Genomic DNA, 22,556 nt, shown 5'->3' with positions numbered 1-22,556 from the left:
TTTATTGTTTGATACATAACAAATGTTATCAAACTTGTTCATCTCCGTCAACTAATTATATCAAAGTTGTTACTTATCGCAAAACTTTCTGAATATTCAGACGAAGTTTCCCTCTATTTTTTAACATTTTTTTACTTTTTTTCCCATTTAGTCCATTTTTTTATCATTCATTTTTTGACACTTTTTTATTCTTAATAATATAGAAAAAAGTTGAGACCAAAATCTCAACTTTTTAAGAAATTCATTACACTTGAGGAAGCTTAAGACTGCTCCTCTTTCCATCTTTTTCTAATGACGACGAGACTCACAACTGAGACAATAGACAATAGGGCACCGATCAAGCTACCTCTGGTTTTGAAGACAAACTCGACCTTATGTTTCCCTTTGGTGATTGGGAAAGATAGAAAGCTATTCCAGGCTCTTTCGGTTGGGACGGATTGACCATCCACTTTCACCTGCCAGCCGGCACTGTATGGGATGGAGGTCATCATGACATCACTATCATCCGTAATGGTGACATCGCCCTCGATATGAGTATTACTGAACTTGGTCACCTTCAGACCCTGCTGCTTGCGCTTCTCAAGTACTTCTTGGATCTGATCCAGCTCTGCCCGATAGACACCCGCCTGACTCATGTCGATGGTATCCGCTCTAAAGCGGAACTCAATCACCGACTCTTGATTTTCGGCCATGTCCGTCAACTGCCATATTTGCCTTTGGGTAAAGGTCTTACTATTTGGTAGCCATTTATTGTTGACCAGGACAGAATAATCTTGCTTAGGAATCAAGGACGCCGGCACAAAGAAGTAATAGGTATTGTTGGAACGTGGAATGATCTTATAACGGATAATGCCTTCTTTAGAAGAATCTGCCCGTCGATAGATGGCCTCTCCTGTCTCCTTGTTGACCTTTTCTTCTATTAAATTCTCCGTTTCAATCCCAGTAAAGGCCAAGGGTTTGAAATACTCTACATAATCGCCTGTATTCTTTTGATGTCCTTCCATAGAGTTCAAGATAATGTTTTGATTGGCAAAAGCATTGTTGGCCCCAAACTGAATGTTCTTCACAAGGGAATTAGTCCCATAGGCCAAAGGGAAGGAATGAGGGTTTTTATAGACGACAAAGCGATTGTCTTCATAGACCGTCTCTGTGTAGTAACGCCCCATGTCAAAGCGGTTGGTAAAGCGATAGAAATACATCTTTTCCGGATGAGCTTCCATCTCTTTTGGATCGAACTCCTTGGCATGCATGTAATAGCGAACACCGTACAAGGCATCCGTCAGGGGCGTCCCATTGGTATACTCTGTGGCTGCATTGACCCCCAAATCGCCCATGTAAGCAAAGTGATCCATAGTCGACCGTTCTAAGCTCGAGCTGAAGGTACTCAATCCTGGATAAGATACCAAGGATGGGACCGTTCGAGAATAGGCAAAGTCGGTCGCAATCCGGTAAAACTTCTCATCCGCATCAGCTTGGACTTTGTCCGTCACACGCTTGACCGATACAGCAGCGTCTGCAAATTTATGGACACTGTCATAACCTAAGGTCACCTGAGAGAGATAGGCATTGTAGCCAAGCTCAAAGAAGGTCAAGACGTATAAGATCACGACTGACAAGCGGGACCATTTTTGGTTCAAGACCAGAAGGACAAGCAAGTACATCAGAACGGTGATCCCGACTTGGGACAACAAATAGCCTGCTTTTAAAAGGATGAGGGCAAAGACAATGAAGCCGGCCGCCCAGCCAATCCGAACGAGCTTTTCTTTCTGGCTCTTCTTGGACTTGTCCCAATAGCTGTAAAAGCCATAGGAGGCAACGACCAAGAGCCCCAACAAATGAAGGGCGGTAAAGCGGGTGATGTAACGGGAGACACCAGACGGTTGAAGCTTGGCAATAAAGCTATAGTTCTGCGAATAGACGTAGACAACTGCCAAAGCTAACACCAGACCAAACACTAGGTTGGCGATGCGTGAAAGCACAATTTTTTCTTTCATCGCTTGGTAGGCCAGAATGAGCATAAAGAAAGAGAATAGCCAAGAGAAGCGGAAAAAGAAACCAGCTGGATTTTGTCCCATATGCCAAATCTTGCTGACAAATTCATTGACAAAGGAAATAAAGAAGACGAAGGTGACCAGACCGGCAGCCCATTTCTTGACTGTGACAACTTTTTTCGACAAGAAATAGGATACAAAGCCTAGTAACCCCAAGGCTCCGATATAGATATTGGGGAGGTTTGGCCCCGCAGACCAGCCTGAGGTGTTATCAAAGCCACCCACAACTAGCTTGGCAAACATATCCAAGGGGTTAATTTGAAAGGCCAATGAGAAGGTCATCCCTCCTCCAACCTGACCCTTACTTTCGATAAGGTTGAAAAAGACCGGCAAGAGGATGACAGAGGCTAGCGCAATCCCGATAATCGAATAGATCACTGCCTGCAAGAGGGGGAGACTCACGTTTCTTATTTTCTTCTTCCAATCTCCTTCGACCATCAGTCTTGGCGATACATAGTAGCAAGCATACAAGGCGATGAAAATGGAGATCATATAGCCCATATAAAATTGAAGCAAGACGGTCAAGCCTAAGGCAAAGGCATAACGATAGGGAGCGCCTCCATCTAATAATTCTTCTAGGTAGACAATGACGATGGGAAGCATGATCATGGCATCGTAGAAAATGACATTCATCTGATAGGACACTAGCATCCCAGACAGGGCATAAGCCGTCGCAAAGAGGGGCACCAGCCATTTCCTAGACTCCAAGCCCTTATACCGCCTGATCAAGAGGAAGGCAAAGGCCATCCCAATGGCACCGTAGCGGAGCCAAATGGTCAAGAAGACTGCAAACCCAAAGTACTTGAGGGGCGTTAAAATATAGATGATATTAAAAGGGCTCATCAAATAGTAGCCGAGCACCCCTATCATATCTCCCCCCAGAGACTTGGTAAAGGAATAGCTCAAACTAGATAAATCTCCGGAGAGCACGGCATGTTTCAACAAGCCAAAGAAGCTGATGTATTGTTGACCAAAATCAACAGCCATCAAGCTTTTGTCTCCAAATGGAAAAGTACCCATAAAAGCCCAAACGACCAGCATGATGGCCATTGGGAGCATGGCACTAAAAGCATACTGCAAGCCCTTGGGATTTCTCTTCCAAAGCTCTTGCCAAGGCTTGGTCCAGACAAACATTCTTCTATCTCCTATCTTTCTTATCCGATACTATCTTCTTTCGCCTTCTCAATATTGGTGTCTTCAATAATGAAATGAGGGCGACGCTTCACTTCGTAATAAATCTTCCCGATATATTCTCCAAGAATTCCGATAAAGATTAGCTGCACTCCACTAAAGAGAATGATGGCCGCAATGGTGGTGAAATACCCACTCACATAATTCCCCGGAGCAAAGATATACTTCATCAACTCAAAAGCCAAGTAAAGAATAGCCAAGCCCAGACAGATAAAGCCAAACTGGATACAAACGCGAAGAGGCCGGTCATTAAAGGAAATAATCCCTTGAATGGCATAGTTCATGGATTTCTTAAAGCCAAACTTACTCTTTCCAGCCTTGCGAAGTTCATTTTTATAAGGGATGACTTTCTCCTTGAAACCAATCCATTCATACAAACCTTTATTAAATCGATTGTATTCTGGCATGGAAACAAAAGCGTTGATAGCTTTGCGACTGAGAAGTCTGAGCTCAGATTTCCCATCCGTCAAATGGACATCCATCGAGCGGTTGGATAGGAAGTAAAAGAGACGAGCAAAGTTGCTCCCCACAAAGGACTCACCATCACGAGTCCGCTGGCCACTGACGATATCGTAGCCTTCCTTGTAAGCTTCTAGAAAGAGAGGGATGAGATAGGGCGGATGTTGCAAATCACCATCCATGACCATGACAGCATCTCCCGTCGCATACTTAAAACCAGCCAAGATACCACTCTCGCGGCCGAAGTTTCGACTAAAGCGAATATAGTTGACCCGATCATTGTCTCTGGCAATTCCTGCAATCAGCTCAAAGGTCCTATCATTGCTTCCGTCATCAATATAAAGGATTTCATAATCCGAAATATCTTTCCCAAGCATGTCTTCCAGCTGGGCCGAAATAGCTGCATGAGTCTGAGCTAGTACTAATTCCTCATTGAGTAGTGTAATGAGTATTGATAATTTCATCCCTTTTCTCCATCTATCGTTCTCCCAAAAAAGAGAGAGCTTTCGCTCTCTCCATCATACGGAAACTCTTTGTTTATTTATTAGAAATTTTGCGTTTTAACACGATCGCACCGATGAGAACAATGACTCCCGAAATAACGAGACCAGTTGCTACGACTTCACCAGTACTTGGAAGAAGTTTCTTACGACCTCCACCCGTACCGCCGCCTGGTGTTGACTCAGTAGTGTCACCAGTGGTTGGGCCACCAGGAGTTGTTGTAGTGGTTGGACTACCTGGGGTTGTTGTAGTAGTGGTTGTTGGACGTCCTCCACCAGTCGTAGTTGTCGTCGTGGTTGTCGTCGTAGTTGACGTAGTTGTTGGTTCCTCTGTTGTAGTGGTTGACGTAGTCGTTGGTTCCTCTGTTGTCGTGGTTGAGGTAGTTGTTGGTTCCTCTGTTGTCGTTGACGTGGTTGAAGGTCCCTCAGTCGTTGTTGTTGACGTAGTCGTTGGTTCCTCAGTCGTGGTTGACGTGGTTGTAGGCTCCTCAGTCGTCGTGGTCGACGTAGTTGTTGGTTCCTCAGTCGTGGTTGTAGTGGTTGTACTTGTTGTTGTAGTAGTTGTGGTTGTTGTAGTTGTTCGATCCCCACTACCGCTACCTGAAGCACTTTCCAAACGTGTCAAGGCGTTGATTGAGCGAGACTTGTCAAAGTTGCTAGCTGACCATTCTAGGACATTGGCCACTTTACTTCCTTTAGGAAGCTCTGACTTCAACTCTGTTGTGTACTCAATGTACATAGCCCAGTTCCAGTTATCCCCAAAATTAATCGTGAATCCTGTGATGCCACCATCAGCATTTCTGGTAAACTCGGCTTTCTTGGTGAAGTTATCAATTGGTTCTAACTTAAGAAGAGCTGCCTCATTTGGAATCTTCTCTGGCTGAGTTGCATACCGAACAGCACGTAGAGAGCCTTCCACTAGGACTTGCCCGCTGTCACTAAAGTCATCCTTGATAACCATGTTGTTCAACTTATCTTGAACGGCATTCAAGACAATGCGCCATTTAATCCGATTAGGATTTTGTGGATCTTGGTAACCATACTTCATTTCATAGTCACCAGCTTCACCATCGTCCTTGTTGTAGTTCAATGTGAAGTCAGTGCTACCAAATGTAAAGTAGTAAGTTCCCGTCTTTGGCAAGTTCGCTGCATTTGGACGAACATTGTACCTTAAGGTCATTACCTTATCTTTGTAATTTTCAGAGAAATAGTTTGTAAAGGTAATGGTCACCTTTTGCGTACTTGGATCTGTCACTGCGTTCGCAATTACTTCACCATTTTCGTGTACAATTGGAAACTCTAGCTTGGTCACCAGGCCTAGTTCTTTTGGAAGATCTAGAACCAATGTGTCACCAGCATTGATCTGCTGTGAGTCAGGGAAACTAATCTCGTTGGTCGCCTCCATCGTTTGACCAGTAGTGATCTTCGTGTCGGCAGTTAACGGTTGGTTGTCAACCTTAATTTCAGTTTTTATCGTATAACTGGTTACTTCAGTCGCAAAGACTGTCGTAAAAACTGTCAAGGATAAAACTAAAAGACTCATAAATGCTAAAACTCGCTTCACGCGTGCTTTTGTGGTCTGCATATTATGCTCCTTTATAAATTATTTGATTATTATTGTAACATATCTGTTTATAAATGCAAGATTTTTTAATTATTTTTCACTAATTGTTCAGTTTTTTGTCAATCCGATTTTATAGGAAAGCCCAAGCCTCTCAAACACTGAAACGAAGGCCATTATGAGCCTTTCAATTCACAACGAAAACCATCTTAATGCCCGTCTTTTTATTAAATTTTTACAAGCTTTTCTTGGTTTTTCAGATGTCGTTTTCATCACTTCGGGAACAAAAATTCAGTCCTTGCATCGCAAAGACTGAATTCCTTTTTTCTTTATGAAGTAAGAGGTCGACTTTCTGATCGATTCTCTTTCTTCCAAATAATAAATAAGACAATTAAGCTTAACACAGAGAGAACTAGACCAAGGGTAGACCATTTTTGCTTAAAGAAAAATTCAACTTTATGTTTCCCTTGTGAGATTGGGAAAGATAAAAAACTATCCCATGATTTCTTCGTTTCGACTGTTTTACCATCAACCTCGATTTTCCAACCTTCATTGTATGGAATCGAAGTCATCATAACGGTGCTCTCGTCTGTAATGTTCACCTTACCGACAAGATGTGTGTTGCTGAACTGCTCTACATTCAACTCTTGACTCTTTCTCGAATCTAGTACTTCCTTAATCTTTTCAACATCAGCTCTATATAATACTAAATGAGATAAATCAATGTCATCAAATTGGAATCGGAATTCAATAACTGATTCCTTTTGTGACGTTCGATCTGTAATCTGCCATATTTGTCTTTGAGAGAAAACAATTAAATTACTTAACAAATCACCGTTTACTGATACTGTGTAGCCGTTTTTACCAGTTAGTGTCTGTGGCGAAAACAAATAATATGTATTGTCACTCTGAGGCGTGAACTTATAGCGAATCACTCCCTCTTTCGAATTATCTTTTCTTCTATAGATGTATTCTCCGCTGTCCTTATTTTCTTTGACAACTTCTACATTTTCCACCTCAATATCGTTAAAACCCAAAGGCGTAAAATAATCAACATAACCAGCACTTCCAACTGCAACGCCCTGCATCGCATTTAAAATTCTATTTTGGTTATTTACAGCATCATCCCTGTTGAATTTCAAGTCACTCAAAAGATTGTTTGTTCCATATGCGATAGAAAATGAATTTGGATTTTCACGAACCACGTACCGTTCATCCTCATACACTTTCTCAGTAAAATACCGTTCCATATCATAACGATTCGTATACCGAGTAAAATTCATTTTCCCAGGTTGAGGTTCCTTCTGCTTATCTGTGTCATCTTTGAAATCCATATAATATCGAACGCCATACAATGCATCTGTTAATGGAGTCCCATTTGCATAAATTGTAGAGAAATATCCCCCTATATTTCCCATATATGAAAAATGATCAATTGTTGATTTTTCCTGAGTTGAACTAAAGTTCTCCAAGCCAGGGTACGTTAAAAGCGAAGGACTTGTCCTAGAATAGGCAAAGGTAGAGGCCATACGATAAAATTTTGTATCAGCATGATTTTTAACATAATCTGTCACTCGTTTCACAGAAGTAGTCGCATCTACAAACTGATCAACATCGTTATAGTAAAAACCAACTTGGGAAAGATAGGCATTATAACCTAGCTCAAAAAATGTCATCCCGTAAAGCAAGACAACTGCTAGCTTAGACATTTTAGGCTTAATGGAAAAAATTACAAAGACATATGTGAAAAAGGTCAAATAGACCTGTGAAAATAGAAAACCTTTCACAGCCAAGATCGCTGAAACCAGAAGCAAAACAGCAGTTAAAATAACTCTTGTTACCTTCTTTTCTATATTTTCTTTGGACAACTTCCAGTATAAGTACAATATGATACAAGCATTGATGATTGTAAACAATGCAATCAATTGTAAGTGACCAGAAATAATCAGTGTGAAAGTCTCCGGTTGCAGTTGTTTTATATAAGCGAATGTTGTATTGGACAGATAGGAGCATGCAAGCAATAAAAGGATAAGTGAAATTACTTTTCCTTTTTTCGAAACCTCAATTCCTTTTTTTAGTGCTTGGAATGCCAATACTAACATGAAAAATGAGAACAACCAGGAAAAACGATAAAAAAATCCTAATGGCATTTGGCCCATATGCCAAATTTTATTTACAAATTCATTAACAAATGAGATAAAGAAAATACAAGTAACGACACCCGCAGACCATTTCTTTATGCTACAAATTTTTTTACATGAAAAATACAAAATAAATCCGACAAATCCAAAGGCTCCTATATAGATATTCGGTAGGCTTGGCCCCATTACCCAGGCTCCTGAATCAAAACCACCAATTGTTAACTTAGATAAAATATCCAGTGGCTTAATCATTAAGTCTAACGAGAAAGTCATTCCTGGGTTGTAACCACCTCTGCTTTCGAGAAGGCTTGATAAAACAGGTAACAAGATTACAGAAGCTAAACCACCTCCAATCACTGAGGCTCCGAAAGCTCTCAATAACGGCTTAAAAAAGTTACTTAATTTTAGCTTTAATGTTCCTTTACCACCTAATTTGGAAGATACATAAAAACAAGCATATAAAACTATAAAAATAGATGCCATGTAACCCATGTAAAATTGGAAGAAAAGCATCATCCCTAAGGTAAGAGAATATTTAAAGATGCTCCCACCATCCAATAACTCTTCCAAATAAGCGATGACTATCGGAAGCATAATCATAGCATCATAGAATATTACATTCATCTGGTAGGCAACAAGCATTCCAGATAAAGCATATGCTGTGGATAGCAAAGGGACAAGATACTTCTTCGAACTCAATCCCTTGTATCGCTTAATCAATAGAAAAGCAAATGCTAAACCTATTGCTCCGTACCTCAGCCAAATAATGAGGAATACGGCGAACCCATAAAATTGAAATGGGGTAATAATAAAAATCAGATTAAAAGGGCTCAGCAAATAATATCCAACCAATCCTGCCATTGGTCCCCCGAGTGACTGGGTAAACGAATAGCTCAGGTTAGAGAAATCTCCCGATAAGACTGAATTCTTCAATAATCCAAAAAAACTAACATACTGTTGTCCAAAATCAACAGACATCAAGCTTCTGCTACCAAATGGGTATAAACCAATTATCGCCCATACGATAAGCATGATTAGCATAGGTAAAAAAGCACTCAAAAAATAGATTGCTTTTTTAGGGTGCTTATCTAATAATCGTAATATAGGTTTCGATAACGATACCATTTTACTTTCTCCTAAATTATTTTCCTTTTATAAACATAATTACCCTCCCATCGTCCCTCCCAAAACGAACGGAAAAGTTTAATCTCTCACCTCAGTGATTAATCCAGTATCAACATCATAGACAGCTCCTGAGATAATGACATCGTCTGGAATCAGCGGTGAGGCTTTTAAGAGTGCGACATCCTCACGGACGCTCTCGTAGATATCTTGAAAGGGTAGGAAGTCTTGGTCTCCAACATCAACTCCCAGTTCCTTCTTCAGATGCTGACGGAAGCCTTCATTCTCAAAGGTTTGCGCTCCACAGTCTGTGTGGTGCAAGACGACGATTTCTCGAGTCCCCATCTGTTGCTGTGAGATGACCAAGGAACGAATCATGTCCTCTGTCACGCGCCCTCCTGCATTCCGCAAAATATGGGCATCCCCCAGAGCAAGCCCCAGTGCTGGTGCCACGTGAAGACGAGAGTCCATACAGGTCACAATGGCCACTTGCGTTTTCGGTTTGATCGGAAGATGGAGGTCGCCGTGCAATTCAACATAGGCTTGATTGGCTTTTAAAAAATTCTCAAAGTAGGACATTCGGAACTTCCTTTCTGGTTGGTAAAATAGTTTGAACACCAAATTATTTACACTCTATCTTACCATCTTTTTCCCAGATTGTCAGTTGTCAGCCTACATGAAAAAGGAGAGTGGGACAGAAATCGGTAATTCGTTAGAATTCGATTTCGTCGTCCCACCTCCGCACAGTTGATTAGGGCTGTAAAAGCTGATGAAATCAGCGTAGTACAGCCCACTCAACCACTGCGTCTTGCTCGACAATCCAAAGACAATTAAGAGGCTAGGACTTTTGTCCCAGCCTCCTTTATGTATTATGATCGTCTTGGTAAATAGCGATTCAGCAAGCCAGCAAAGGTCTGAAGGTTGAGACTTTGAACATAGACCTCACCAGTCCCTCTAAAGGTATTGACAACACCTTCACCCGTTCCGATGGATTGCCAGAAACCATTTTCCAAATGGATATTATAATCCAAAGACTGGCTCCAAGCAACGACATGGGCATTATCGATGGTGATTTCTTGATTGTTTAGCTCGATTTTTTTAATAGAGCCATAGGCATTCACCAAGAGGGTCCCTTGCCCTTGAGTCGTCATGACGAAGAATCCACCCTGACCACCAAAGAGAGCCTTACCAATCGATTGGGTTTCCATTGTATAGAAAGCTGAACCATCCAGTGCAAGGAAGGCACCATCGTTCAATCGATACTGCTTTTCGCCCAAGTAGAGAGGCACCACCTGACCTGGTGAGTCGGGTGCCAATGCTAGGTAAGCATTATTAGACTGGGCAAATACCTGAGTAATAAAGGTACTTTCACCCGAAACCATTGACCGTCCAACTGCTTTTACAAAGCGTCCTACACCGGAGCCACTGGCATTTAATTTGGTGTTGAGGGTCACATTAGGTGTATGGTAGACCATACTCCCTCGCTGAATATAGACAGTCTCACCTTGATTGAGAGATAGCTCGACCAAAGGGAACTGCACATTGTTATCTGTAAAAAATTGCATGATAATTAACCCCTATCTTTAAGTAAGTATAGACAAAGTATAGCACAGGAAAAACCTTTTTGCAAACGATTCCAAAAAATGGTTAAGAAAAGACTTTTTTCAAAACTTCTCCCACAGTGGAGACCGCCATCACTTGAATACCATCTGGAATCGTGATCCCTTGGAGAGAATTTTTTGGAGCATAAATCTTAGTGAAACCAAGTTTGGCCGCTTCGTTGATCCGTTGCTCAATCCGAGTCACGCGACGAATCTCCCCAGTCAAGCCAATCTCACCGATAAAGGCCTCTTGAGGATTGGTTGGAAGCTCCTTGTAGCTAGAAGCAATGGCCACCGCTACGGCTAAGTCAATGGCTGGTTCGTCCAGTTTGACACCACCAGCTGACTTGAGATAGGCATCCTGATTTTGGAGAAGAAGTCCGCAACGTTTCTCTAATACGGCCATAATGAGACTAACCCGGTTAAAGTCCAGACCCGTTGTCGTCCTCTTGGCATTTCCAAATACAGTCGGTGTCGCCAAGGCCTGAACTTCCGCCAAGATTGGTCTGCTTCCTTCCATGGTGACGACAATGGCAGAGCCCGTCGCGCCATCCAAACGTTCTTCTAGAAAGACCTGACTGGGATTGAGGACTTCGACCAGCCCACCTGATTGCATCTCAAAGATTCCAATCTCATTGGTCGAGCCAAAGCGGTTCTTGACCGCTCTCAGGATCCGGAAGGTATGGTGGCGTTCCCCCTCAAAGTAGAGCACCGTATCCACCATGTGTTCCAGCATACGCGGGCCCGCCAAGGTTCCTTCCTTGGTCACATGGCCGACGATGAAGATGGCGATGTTATTGGTTTTGGCCAACTGCATGAGCTCAGCTGTCACCTCACGCACCTGAGAAACAGACCCCTGCACCCCTGAAATCTCAGGAGACATAATGGTCTGGATCGAGTCAATGATGAGGAAGTTGGGCTGGATGCGCTCCACTTCTGCTCGAACACTCTGCATATTGGTCTCGGCATAGAGATAAAACTCACTGTCAATATCTCCCAAGCGCTCTGCCCGAAGTTTGATCTGTTGGGCCGACTCCTCTCCACTAACGTAGAGAACCGTTCCCACTTGAGACAACTGGGTCGACACTTGGAGAAGGAGGGTCGATTTCCCTATCCCAGGATCTCCCCCGATGAGAACGAGACTCCCTGGGACCACTCCTCCACCGAGTACACGGTTGAATTCTTCCATCTCGGTCTTGGTCCGATGCACATTGATGGAGGTCACGTCCGCCAGTTTCATGGGTTTGGTCTTTTCACCCGTCAAGGATACCCGTGCATTCTTGACCTCTGCGACCTCGACCTCCTCGACAAAAGAAGACCAAGAACCACAGTTGGGACAGCGCCCCAGGTATTTGGGTGAATTATAGGCACAATTTTGACAAATAAATGTCGTTTTTTTCTTTGCGATGATAAACCTCTTTCTAAATCTCTATCTCACACTCAATCACTTGGCAAAAATCAATGGTTTCATTCGGTACAAATTGACGCATGAGCATGCGATGGGCTACAACTACCACAGTTTGATGTTCCCGATACTTAGCCATGCATTCTAGAAAACGAGACTTCATCTCTACAGCTGTCTCATATTGAACAGGAGAATTTGGGAGCAACTCCCCCTTGTTTTCTAAAAACAGACATCTAGCTGTTTCAAAGTTCTCTATACCTGTTTCATAAACCTGCCATTCGTGCAATAAGGGTTCTACTTTCAAAGGTAGGCCCGTAGCACAAGCCAGATAAGAAGCTGTTTCTAAAGCTCGCGTTACTGCTGAAGCTACAAGCAGATCAGCTGATTGGAACAAGGGGTTTTGGCAAAGGTCCTGAGCCTGTTTCCTTCCCTTCTCAGATAAGGGAGCTAGATCCATTCCAAATCCGGAATAAGCACGCTCCTCTAACACACGATAATCTGGCTCCCCATGACGGACAAAGATAATCTTCATCTTAGTGCCCTGTTGATCCAAATCCACCAGTCCGCACGCCATCTGCTTCATCTCCATCTGCAATTAAGAAAGGAGCAAAGACAGCCTGAACCACGCGTTCGCCAACTTCAAGGACAACTTCCTGGTCGGTAATATTTTTCATCTGAGCGAAGATATGACCTTCATTTCCTGGATTGCCATAGTAGTCTCCATCGATAACCCCAACAGAGTTGATCAAGACCAGGCCTTTTTTGCGAGGGTTGGACGAACGGTCATAGAGATAGAGCACCTCAGTCGGTTGCATATAGGCCTTGACCCCAGTTGGGACGAGGACGATTTCTCCAGGTGCAATCACTGTGCGCTCTGCCACCTTTAAGTCGTAGCCAGCCGCATGTGCTGTCTCCCGTTTTGGCAGTAAGTCCTGATTGATATAGCTTGATACAAGTTCAAATCCACGAATTTTTGTCATCATGATTCCTCTTTTATCTAAATAGTTTCCATCTCTTCTATTATACCATCACTTTTCCCTAGCGTCTCCCCTATACTACTATTCGTATTTTTTCTGACAAACACACAAAAGCCCCCTCAACCGAGGAGACTTTTGCAGGAGATTATATGAAAAAAGTAAACTGTATCAAACAAAGTTAGGAGGTCTCTGTTGATGAGACTAGTTTACCTCTTTCTCCTTAAAAAATCCTAAAGATTTTACAATTCTTGTAACAGATAGCGGAAGAGTTCGAGATTGCCTTTTTCTTCTTTGACCAGGAACTCTGGATGCCATTGCAAGCCGATGATACGATGACCATCTACTGCTTCGATAGCTTCAATGGTCTGGTCGCGTGGGTCAATGGCTGTCACTCGAAAGTTAGGCGCCAAGTCCTTGATGCTTTGACGATGAACAGAATTGATCTGGCTAGCTTGTCCAAAGAGACGCTCCACCACGCTGCCTTTTTTGGTCTCAATGGAATGAGAAGTGCCAAAAGGAAGCCCTTGCCAGTGTCCTTCCACTTCTTGATGGAGAGTCCCACCGAAGGCAACATTGACGAGCTGAACTCCTCGGCAGATGGCTAGTACGGGCTTGTTTTGACGGACTGCTTCTTTCAACAAGGCCAACTCAAACTGGTCACGCTCGAGATTGTAGTCATCACTCTCAATGGCGATCTCCTCTCCATAAAAGCTAGGATGGACATTTTGCCCCCCACTGAGGATAAGCTTGTCCACTGTCTCGATATAATCTTTGGCAAAAGACGGATCTCCAACTGGGATAACCATAGGAAGGCCACCTACTTGCTTAATGGTTTCCGCAAACTTACAAGATACAGACGAATGGATATTTTTCCCATCTGGATCCACTGCACATAGATTGGCAGAGACTCCAACAATAGTTCTACACATGGCCTTCCCTCCTTTAATATTTCTATTCCCTATTTTATCATCCCACCCTTAGAGCGTCTAATATGTATTTTTTAAGGGCCTGATAAATATTTTTTATCACCCAAAGCAAAAAAACAGGCTTGTCTAGCAAGGCTAGAACAAAACCTGTTTTAGAGATTAATTCTCACGTTTTTTGTAAACCAAGGCACTTCCAGCAACCGCCAATGCGAGTCCTGTAGCCACTAGTCCTTCACTCATTGATTGACCAGTAGAAGGAAGAACTTCTTTTTTATCCTCTTTTGGAGGATTTGATGGAATTTCTTTTTCTGGTTTTTCAGTAGAAGGTGGTGGGGTTTTCCCTTTTGGAGGATTTGATGGAATTTCTTTTCTTGGTTTGTCAGTAGAAGGTGGTGGGGGAGTCAGTTGATTGACAACATTCCCTTTATCTACTACCAAATTTGTCGCAGCAGTTAATTCCGCCGCAGAAACAGTAATTGAATCAGTTGAAAGTTGGTATCCTGCTGGAGCAGTCAATTCTTTCACCACATAATCCTTAGCCTCAAATCCTACAAATCTTACAAGACCATTGGCATCAGATGTTGCAGTCGCTTGACCTTCGCCATATGGATTGGCAACTGGTGTCACACCATCTGCCTCAAAGAGTCCGAAGACTGCTCCTGCTAGATCTTGGTAAAATGGATTTACCTTGTGAAGCTGAATGGTGTAAAGCTTCAACTCAGGTTTCTCAACCACTGGTGGAGTTGGTGGAATAGCAGTGAATGGTTTGTTGACAACTTTTCCTTGATCAAGTACTTGATCAGTTGAAGCAATCAATTGACTAGATGAAACAGTAATCGCTTCTTCAGAAAGTTGGTATCCTTCTGGTGCTGTCAATTCTTTCACTACATAATCCTTGGCTTCAAGTCCTGTAAAGGTAACGAGACCATTGGCATCAGATGTCGCTGTCGCTTGACCCTCGCCATATGGATTTGCAACTGGTGTCACACCATCTGCTTCAAAGAGTCCAAAGACAGCTCCTGCCAAGACTTGACCTTCATTATTGACTTTGTGCAATTGGATGCTGTAAAGAGTCAATTCCGGTTTCTCAACAACTGGCGGAGTTGGTGGAATAGCAGTAAACGGTTGGTTCACCACATTTCCTTTATCCACTACCAAGTCTGTCGCAGCGCTCAATTCTGTTGCAGAGACAGCGATTGAAGCAGTTGATAGTTGGTAACCTTCTGGTGCTGTCAATTCTTTCACTACATAATCCTTAGCCTCAAAGCCTACAAAGCTTACAAGACCATTAGCATCGGATGTCGCTGTCGCTTGACCTTCGCCATAAGGGTTGGCAACTGGTGTGCTACCATCCGCTTCAAAGAGTCCAAAGACTGCTCCTGCTAGAGCTCGACCTTCACCATTGACCTTGTGAAGTTGGATGGTATAAAGTTTAGCTTCTGGTTTTTCAACTACTGGTGGTGTTGGTGGGATTTCACTTGTGACAAAGGTATTGGTGAAGGATGTCTTCGCACCATATGCCACTGTAGCCTTGATCGTATTGCTTGCGTCATCTTTCGTAACTGTTACTGTCACTTCGATACTCGCTTGATCGTAGGTCATTCCTTTTTCTTGAGATTGAGGGATTACTTCCTTAATTGTGTAGTGGAAAGTTTTCCCTGCATCTTCTTGTGAATAAGAAATTTCGTCAAATGCTACAGAACCATCTGCTGCATTTTGTTTTGTTTGAAGAACTTCTCCAGCTTCATCCAACAAGTTAAAGCTGAATTCGCCATCTTTTAGGTCACGACCTTCTAAAATCTTGCTAGCTGAAATCTGAGCTTTTGCTGGACTTGGAGCTGAGTAAGTATTTGCAAAGACCTTGCTTTCTGGGTAGACAACTGTTGCTTTTAGGTTGTCTCCATCTTTTGTTACCTGAACGGTTACTTGTTTTTCTGCTGTATCGTATGTGATACCTGGTACGTTCCCCTTCACTTCCTTCACAGTGTAAGTGTGTTCACCTTCTGCTGTGTAAGAGATAGCATTAAAGGTTACTTTGCCAGATTTGTTAGTAACAGTTTGAAGTTTGTTAGTACCTTCGTACAATTCAAAACTAAACTCACCGTCTACCAAGTCACGACCTGTCAACTCTTTAGACAACTCAATTGTTGCAGTCGTTGCGTTTGGTGTGAAGGCGTTAGTAAATGTTTTGTTTTCTGGATAAACGACTTCTGCCTTCAAGGCATCTCCATCACGAGTAACTTTAACAGTCACTTGTTTTTCAGAAGCATCGTAAGCAATCGTAGCATTGTCCCCTTTGACCTCTTTCACAGTGTAAGTGTGTTCACCTTCTGCTGTGTAAGAGATAGCATCAAAGGTCACTTTGCCAGATTTGTTAGTAACAGTTTGAAGTTTGTTTACACCTTCGTACAACTCAAAGCTAAACTCACCATCTACCAAATCACGACCTGTCAACTCTTTAGACAACTCAATTGTTGCAGTCGTTGCATTTGGTGTAAAGGCATTGGTAAATGTTTTGTTTTCTGGATAGACAACTTCTGCCTTCAAGGCACCTCCATCACGAGTGACTTTAACAGTCACTTGTTTTTCAGAGGCATCGTAAGTAATGGTAGCATTATTACCTTTGACTTCTTTTACAGTGTATGTATGTTCACCTTCTGCTGTGAACTCAATCGGTTCGAATGTAATTTTCCCGCTTTGGTTAGTCGTTGTTTGAAGCTTGGTTGCACCTTCGTACAATTCAAAGCTAAACTCACCATCTACCAAATCACGACCTGTAAGATTTTTATCCAGCTCGATAGTAGCTTGAGTCTTAGCTGGCTTCTCTTTCTTGTTTACAATCGTTTTGCTAACAGGTTTAGTTGGTGTCGTAAATTCACTAGCTTCAACAATTGTATCTTCTGCCAACCCATAGCCTTCCGGAGCTTGAATTTCTTTGATGATGTATTTGTCACGAAGGATGTTCTTGACAGTAAATTCACCGTTCGCATCTGACTCGAATTCACCAATCACTTGACCAGTTGCTTGTCGAACAACTTGGAATTTTGCTCCTTTAAGAGGTCTGTTTTGTTCGTCTACCTTAGTAACTTTAATACTAAATTCGTAACCAATACCTTCACCACCAGCAATTTGGATTTTCACTGTACTATTTGATGAGGTTTCATCCTTATTGCTTCCCTTGATAGTAGCTTGGTTAAGAATTTTTTCACCATCAACAACAGCATAGTTTACATCTGTCCCATATTCAATAGCAAATTGATCATCTGCAGCAATGTTACCTAGATTAATAGAAAATGAATTTCCATTAATATTCACTGTATAGTCAGCGGTAACATCTTTTGCGTTTTTGAGTTCCCATTTACCATTGTTATATTCCCAAGTTCCTTTTTTAATCTTGAAACTTCCTGGCTTGTAGGTGATACCTGGTGATTTCAAGGTATCTGTAACAACAGCATCATTAATGACTTCATTCGTTCTGTTTACAGAAATTCGGAAGCCGAGCTCTTTGTTTCCTGCTTCGCTCCAACCCGATTTAATGATAGAGTAGCGGTTACCTCCACCTATTGTTCCACTTGTGACTTTTCCTGTGAATTTCTCTTTATCATTTACAGAAACTTTAACTGGAACTTCTCCATCATTTGGAGATTTTACTTTATTAACTTGAGCATAGAAGAAGAATGAACCGGATACATCGTCTTTTGTTTCTACATATTTTGTAAAGGTCAAGATAATTTTACCAGTAGCTGCATCAACTTTTGCCTTGGCAACCAAGTTATCACTTGGATCTTTAATCTCAAAATCCTGTGATTTGATATCAATTGGTGAGTCGATTTTAACCTCTGTTGTGTCTCCGGCTTTGACTGTTCCTCTTTTCCCGATAGCAAACTTTGCATTCAGACGGAAAGTATCGTATCTTCCAAGCGGTCCTGTCAAAGCTTCACCTTTATCATTTTGAATCTTTACATCCGTGATGACATCCACTTTTTTTGACGTTTCTGCATTTACAATTTTTGAAAAAAGCGTAAAGCTTACCATCAACAATGAAAGCGTCATCAATAGATATATTGCCAACTTTTTCATTTTTTCTCCCCTTATATTCATAATAATAAGTGAAATTATTATACCACAAACTAGTAATAATGCAAGTATAAAGTAACATTTTTTATTTATCATCCTTTCAAAATGAATTATCTTCACAAAACAATTGATAGTTATACAAGTTTTTTTGCCTATATTATGTTAAAATAGAGAGAAGAATAGGATCATTCTTCAAGGCCCTCTTGGAGCATTTTTGAAGATGCAAGCCCTAGATTTATAGACTTGCTTGAAAATAGATATAGAAATGGAAGATACTATGGATAAACAAACCGTTGCGGTCATCGGTCCTGGTTCTTGGGGAACTGCCCTTTCTCAAGTCCTCCACGATAATGGCCATGAAGTGCGGATCTGGGGAAACCTCCCAGAACAAATCGACGAAATCAATCAAGAACATACCAACAAACGCTACTTTAAGGATGTCCTGCTAGATTCAGGGATCAAGGCTTACCACAACTTGGATGAAGCCCTTTCTGGAGCAGATGCGGTCCTCTTTGTCGTCCCAACCAAGGTGACACGACTCGTTGCTAAGCAAGTAGCTGAACTCTTGGACCATCCTGTCAAGGTCATGCACGCCTCCAAAGGATTAGAACCAAACAGTCACAAACGGATTTCTCAAATCTTAGAAGAGGAAATCCCTGCTTCTCTACGTAGCGAGATTGTGGTCGTATCTGGTCCAAGTCACGCTGAAGAAACCATCGTTCGCGACATTACTCTGATCACAGCAGCTTCTAAGGATTTAGAAACAGCTCGTTACGTTCAAGAGCTCTTCAGCAATCACTACTTCCGCCTCTATACCAACACAGATGTAATCGGAGTAGAGACAGCCGGTGCCCTGAAAAATATTATCGCAGTCGGAGCTGGAGCCCTCCACGGGCTTGGATTCGGAGACAACGCCAAGGCTGCCATCATCACGCGCGGCCTAGCTGAAATTACCCGTCTAGGAGTGAAACTTGGGGCTAGCCCCTTGACCTATAGTGGACTATCCGGAGTTGGGGACCTGATCGTGACAGGCACTTCCATCCACTCTCGTAACTGGCGAGCGGGGGATGCCCTCGGTCGCGGTGAAAAACTAGAAGATATCGAAGCCAACATGGGTATGATCATCGAAGGAATTTCCACCACTAAGGCTGCCTACGAACTGGCCCAAGAGCTAGATGTCTACATGCCGATCACACAAGCCATCTACCAAGTAATTTATGAAGGGCAAGACATTCGCGAAGCCATTAACTTCATGATGAACAACGAATTTAAAGAAGAAAATGAGTGGAACTAAGGAATTTTTCCTTGCCAATCAGTTCAACAACCAATCATTCTTTAGTTAGAAAGGAATTATTATGACAAAAGTTAGGAAAGCAGTCATTCCTGCGGCCGGACTTGGAACGCGTTTCCTACCTGCAACCAAAGCCTTGGCCAAAGAAATGTTGCCAATCGTGGATAAGCCAACCATCCAATTCATCGTTGAGGAAGCCCTTAAGGCTGGCATCGAGGACATTCTTGTTGTCACTGGTAAATCAAAACGTTCGATCGAAGACCACTTCGACTCAAACTTCGAACTTGAGTACAACCTCAAGGAAAAAGGAAAAAATGACCTGTTGAAACTGGTCGATGAAACTACCGGGATGCGCCTCCACTTCATTCGTCAAAAACATCCGCGTGGACTTGGAGATGCTGTCCTTCAAGCCAAGGCCTTCGTTGGGAATGAACCTTTCGTCGTGATGCTGGGAGATGACCTCATGGATATCACAGATGATACAGCTACTACTCTCACCAAGCAATTGATGAATGACTATGATGAGACACATGCTTCTACTATTGCTGTCATGAAAGTTCCCCATGAAGAGGTTTCTGCCTACGGAGTCATTGCTCCTCAAGGGGAAGGCATCAAGGGACTGTATAGCGTTGAAACCTTTGTCGAAAAACCAGCACCTGAGGAAGCACCGAGTGACCTTGCCATTATCGGTCGTTACTTGCTGACTCCAGAGATTTTCCAAATCTTGGAAAACCAAAAACCGGGCGCTGGAAATGAAATCCAATTGACTGATGCCATTGATACCTTGAACAAGACCCAACGAGTATTTGCCCGCGAATTTAAGGGCAGACGCTACGACGTGGGGGACAAGTTTGGTTTCATGAAAACATCTATTGATTATGCCTTGAAACACCCACAGGTTAAAGATGATCTCAAACAATACATCATTGATCTTGGAAAAAAATTAGAAACATCTGAACAAACTTCGAACTAAACCATTTACGAATCTGAAGGATGTAAAAGAGACTGACCATATGGTGTAAGTGGTCCCCCACTTTACAAAATGGTCAATCTCTTTTTTCTTGTAAAAAGAAGCTGGATAAAAAGTCCAGCTTCTTTCATTTATTCTCTTGTTCAACTATTTTATCTGATTCTATTTTTTAAGGATGAACATTGTAAGAATAATTTGTATTTGGGTAAGTCTCGATTTCGCTTGGATTGAAATTAGATCCGAAGCGATTATTATTGTTTACACTATTTCCTGCTACAGGAGCTTCAGTTGGAGCTTGAACAGTTTCTTCTGGTTTCACAGGAGTTTCTACTTTAGGAGATACAACTGGTTGCTTATCCTTGTTAGCAGCATAGCCAAAGCGATTATTTGGATTTCCTTCTGCATTAGCAGGAATATCCTTATTAGAAGGGGTAGCTCTATAATTTGGAGCCGGGATGTAAACTTTGTTCGCATCTTCACTGATTTGTGGTTTTTCTGGAACTGTTGGTGTATCTGGTTTCTTAGGCTCTTCAGGATCTTTATAATTATCTGGTTTAGAAGCACGATAAGGATCTGACTTGCGTCCAGCTGCCTCTAATTGTTTTTCCATTAATTTTTCATAATCTTTGAAGTGTTGGAAAAGACGATCAGACAAGTCAAGTGAATCTTTCGTTACTTTATCTTCAGCAGCTTTTGCAGCTTCTGGTTGATCTTTTAGTGAATAATATTCAATATCCTTCTTCTCTTGATCAGCAATAAATCCTTTTTCTAGTGCTTTCCAATGTTCTTGGACGGTTTTTCCAAAGATATCTTGATTGTTGATTGCCATGTTGTCAATATGCCAAACAGTCCAATACCAAGAATTTGGATCATAGGTTTCTGTTTGTGGTTTAAAGGCTTCATAAGTGTCTTTCACATTTCCATAGAATGGGACATATGGAGTGTTCCGTGATGGCCCCATTCCTAACCAAACTGTACCACCAAATGATTTTGGTAGTTTTGGATTGATTTGATAGACATGGGCATCGATAACGTTTTCATTCCCTAGTGCATATTTGTATTGATCCTTGCGAACCGTGTCGTTTGCACCATTGTCACCTTGTTTCTTCACTCCAATTTGATCGTCCGGTACGAAGCGACCATTTAAGTGTTCAAAGCGATTCCGTTGCATAGCAAAGGCATCTTCTAAAGTAAATTTCTTATTTGGATCAGTTGGAGAACGGAATAGTTCGTATTCGTCATCCTCGTAAGTCACTTTAGACTCTGGATCAAGTACTGTAATCCCTGCATAAGTCCGAGAACGGTCCCCTTCTGCATATTTTTCAGGTCCGTAAGATTTAGCAATATGGAAGTTGCCATCTTTATCGGTCTTGTAACTTCCTGATTCTTTTGCTACTTTTTCAACATCTTTCGAAGCAATCACATTTTCCTTGTCATTCAAATCAACATGACCTAGGTAGTAGGTATTCGCAAAGACTGCGTATTTATCTTCTGGCACCTTCACCGCTACATATTGGTGACCAGAAAGAATTTCCATATACCATGTCTCGTTTTGGTCAGCAACTACAACTGTATTTCCTTCAGCTGATCCCTTTTCTTCGATAACTTTTCCAAGTAATTCGATTGCTTCACGAGCTGTTTTTGCACGAGGTAAGATTACGTCGAGCATAGCAGCTTCTGGAAGTCCATCTGCTTTCAGTGGATCTTTTTCTAATACCTTTTTATTTGGAATTGCTGTAACAGTGGCAGTCATGGAAACACCCGCTTCGTTAAAGCCATGTTCCCCAAATGCACCATTGCTACCATCTCCACGAGCGGAATCATAAGCAGCTGTGTATTTCATTTCGCTGGCAGCATGAGGATAGGTGAAACCATTGGATTCGTCCTGAATTTGGTCTCCTTCCTTATAATTCTTAGCATCAACAACAACATAGTTTTTGTTGTGTTTTCCGCCGTTTGGATAATAAGGATAGTCCTCAGTCCGACCAAACAAGGTGGTACCATCCTTGGTCAACTGACGGCCAATGATAAATCCACAACAAGCCTCAACAGCTTGAAACGGAAGGAGCAATATAGCCATCGCTACTAACGAGAGCTTAATTAACCATTTTTTCATTGCAAATCTCCTTTTATTTAATATTTTATCCACTTTATGAATGGATAAGAAAGATATTTACAATTGTTAGTTTACTCCTTTTCAATCCTTTTTGCAAGCGCTTTCCTATGTTGTCTTTATTCACTTTTCGAGCAACTTTTTGAGTGTAGCTGCTTATTTTTGGATTTT

14 protein-coding genes are annotated in these 22,556 nt (G+C 42.0%); 2 read left to right on the top strand and 12 right to left on the bottom strand.

Translation table 11 applies throughout. The annotated features are described in order from the left end of the window. Nucleotides 1–260 precede the first annotated feature (260 nt). From pgfM1 (ABT997_RS05215) to ABT997_RS05165, 11 genes are all read right to left on the bottom strand, one after another. On the bottom strand, nucleotides 261–3,185 hold the full coding sequence (gene pgfM1, locus ABT997_RS05215) for a glycosyltransferase PgfM1 (RefSeq protein ID WP_350018910.1): 2,925 nt from the start codon (nucleotides 3,183–3,185) through the stop codon (nucleotides 261–263). A 20-nt stretch (nucleotides 3,186–3,205) separates the two neighbouring features. Continuing rightward, nucleotides 3,206–4,165, bottom strand: coding sequence for a glycosyltransferase PgfS (gene pgfS / locus ABT997_RS05210; RefSeq protein ID WP_350018909.1), 960 nt, complete (start codon nucleotides 4,163–4,165; stop codon nucleotides 3,206–3,208). 73 nt (nucleotides 4,166–4,238) lie between these two features. Next, complete coding sequence (locus ABT997_RS05205; RefSeq protein ID WP_350018908.1) at nucleotides 4,239–5,786, bottom strand: Ig-like domain-containing protein; 1,548 nt, start codon at nucleotides 5,784–5,786, stop codon at nucleotides 4,239–4,241. Nucleotides 5,787–6,091: 305 nt separating this feature from the next. Then, complete coding sequence (gene pgfM1, locus ABT997_RS05200; RefSeq protein ID WP_350018907.1) at nucleotides 6,092–9,028, bottom strand: glycosyltransferase PgfM1; 2,937 nt, start codon at nucleotides 9,026–9,028, stop codon at nucleotides 6,092–6,094. A gap of 78 nt (nucleotides 9,029–9,106) precedes the next feature. Beyond that, nucleotides 9,107–9,604 (bottom strand): beta-class carbonic anhydrase, encoded by a 498-nt coding sequence (locus ABT997_RS05195; RefSeq protein ID WP_287517071.1) that lies wholly within the window; start codon nucleotides 9,602–9,604, stop codon nucleotides 9,107–9,109. Nucleotides 9,605–9,894: 290 nt separating this feature from the next. Then, entirely contained in the window at nucleotides 9,895–10,590 is a 696-nt protein-coding gene (locus tag ABT997_RS05190) for a TIGR00266 family protein (protein ID WP_023027329.1), read from the bottom strand. An 82-nt stretch (nucleotides 10,591–10,672) separates the two neighbouring features. Further along, complete coding sequence (gene radA, locus ABT997_RS05185) at nucleotides 10,673–12,034, bottom strand: DNA repair protein RadA (protein ID WP_350018942.1); 1,362 nt, start codon at nucleotides 12,032–12,034, stop codon at nucleotides 10,673–10,675. A 13-nt stretch (nucleotides 12,035–12,047) separates the two neighbouring features. Next, complete coding sequence (locus ABT997_RS05180; RefSeq protein WP_350018906.1) at nucleotides 12,048–12,605, bottom strand: histidine phosphatase family protein; 558 nt, start codon at nucleotides 12,603–12,605, stop codon at nucleotides 12,048–12,050. Further along, nucleotides 12,565–13,011: a dUTP diphosphatase gene (locus ABT997_RS05175; RefSeq protein ID WP_350018941.1), complete on the bottom strand. Its 447-nt coding sequence runs from the start codon at nucleotides 13,009–13,011 to the stop codon at nucleotides 12,565–12,567. The genes ABT997_RS05180 and ABT997_RS05175 overlap by 41 nt, the downstream gene beginning before the upstream one ends. Nucleotides 13,012–13,247: 236 nt before the next feature. Beyond that, on the bottom strand, nucleotides 13,248–13,937 hold the full coding sequence (locus ABT997_RS05170) for a gamma-glutamyl-gamma-aminobutyrate hydrolase family protein (protein WP_048716619.1): 690 nt from the start codon (nucleotides 13,935–13,937) through the stop codon (nucleotides 13,248–13,250). Nucleotides 13,938–14,093: 156 nt separating this feature from the next. Next, nucleotides 14,094–18,014 (bottom strand): SpaA isopeptide-forming pilin-related protein, encoded by a 3,921-nt coding sequence (locus tag ABT997_RS05165; protein ID WP_350018905.1) that lies wholly within the window; start codon nucleotides 18,012–18,014, stop codon nucleotides 14,094–14,096. Between the two features lie 274 nt (nucleotides 18,015–18,288). Between ABT997_RS05165 and ABT997_RS05160 the strand changes: the two genes are divergently transcribed. Both ABT997_RS05160 and galU read left to right on the top strand, forming a co-directional pair. After that, a complete protein-coding gene (locus ABT997_RS05160) occupies nucleotides 18,289–19,305 on the top strand; it encodes an NAD(P)H-dependent glycerol-3-phosphate dehydrogenase (RefSeq protein ID WP_350018904.1) in 1,017 nt (338 codons plus the stop codon). Between the two features lie 61 nt (nucleotides 19,306–19,366). Further along, nucleotides 19,367–20,275 carry a UTP--glucose-1-phosphate uridylyltransferase GalU gene (galU, locus tag ABT997_RS05155; RefSeq protein WP_048716624.1) on the top strand — a complete coding sequence of 303 codons (909 nt, stop codon included), beginning with the start codon at nucleotides 19,367–19,369 and terminating at the stop codon, nucleotides 20,273–20,275. A gap of 166 nt (nucleotides 20,276–20,441) precedes the next feature. Here the strand turns inward: galU and ABT997_RS05150 are convergent, their stop codons facing one another. Then, nucleotides 20,442–22,388 carry a C69 family dipeptidase gene (locus ABT997_RS05150; protein WP_350018903.1) on the bottom strand — a complete coding sequence of 649 codons (1,947 nt, stop codon included), beginning with the start codon at nucleotides 22,386–22,388 and terminating at the stop codon, nucleotides 20,442–20,444. Nucleotides 22,389–22,556 lie beyond the last annotated feature (168 nt).

This window comes from Streptococcus australis, assembly GCF_040226615.1.
Classification (GTDB): Bacteria; Bacillota; Bacilli; order Lactobacillales; family Streptococcaceae; genus Streptococcus; species Streptococcus australis_E.
The sequence above is the reverse complement of the archived record's forward strand: the minus strand, read 5'-3'. Positions and strand labels throughout refer to the sequence as shown.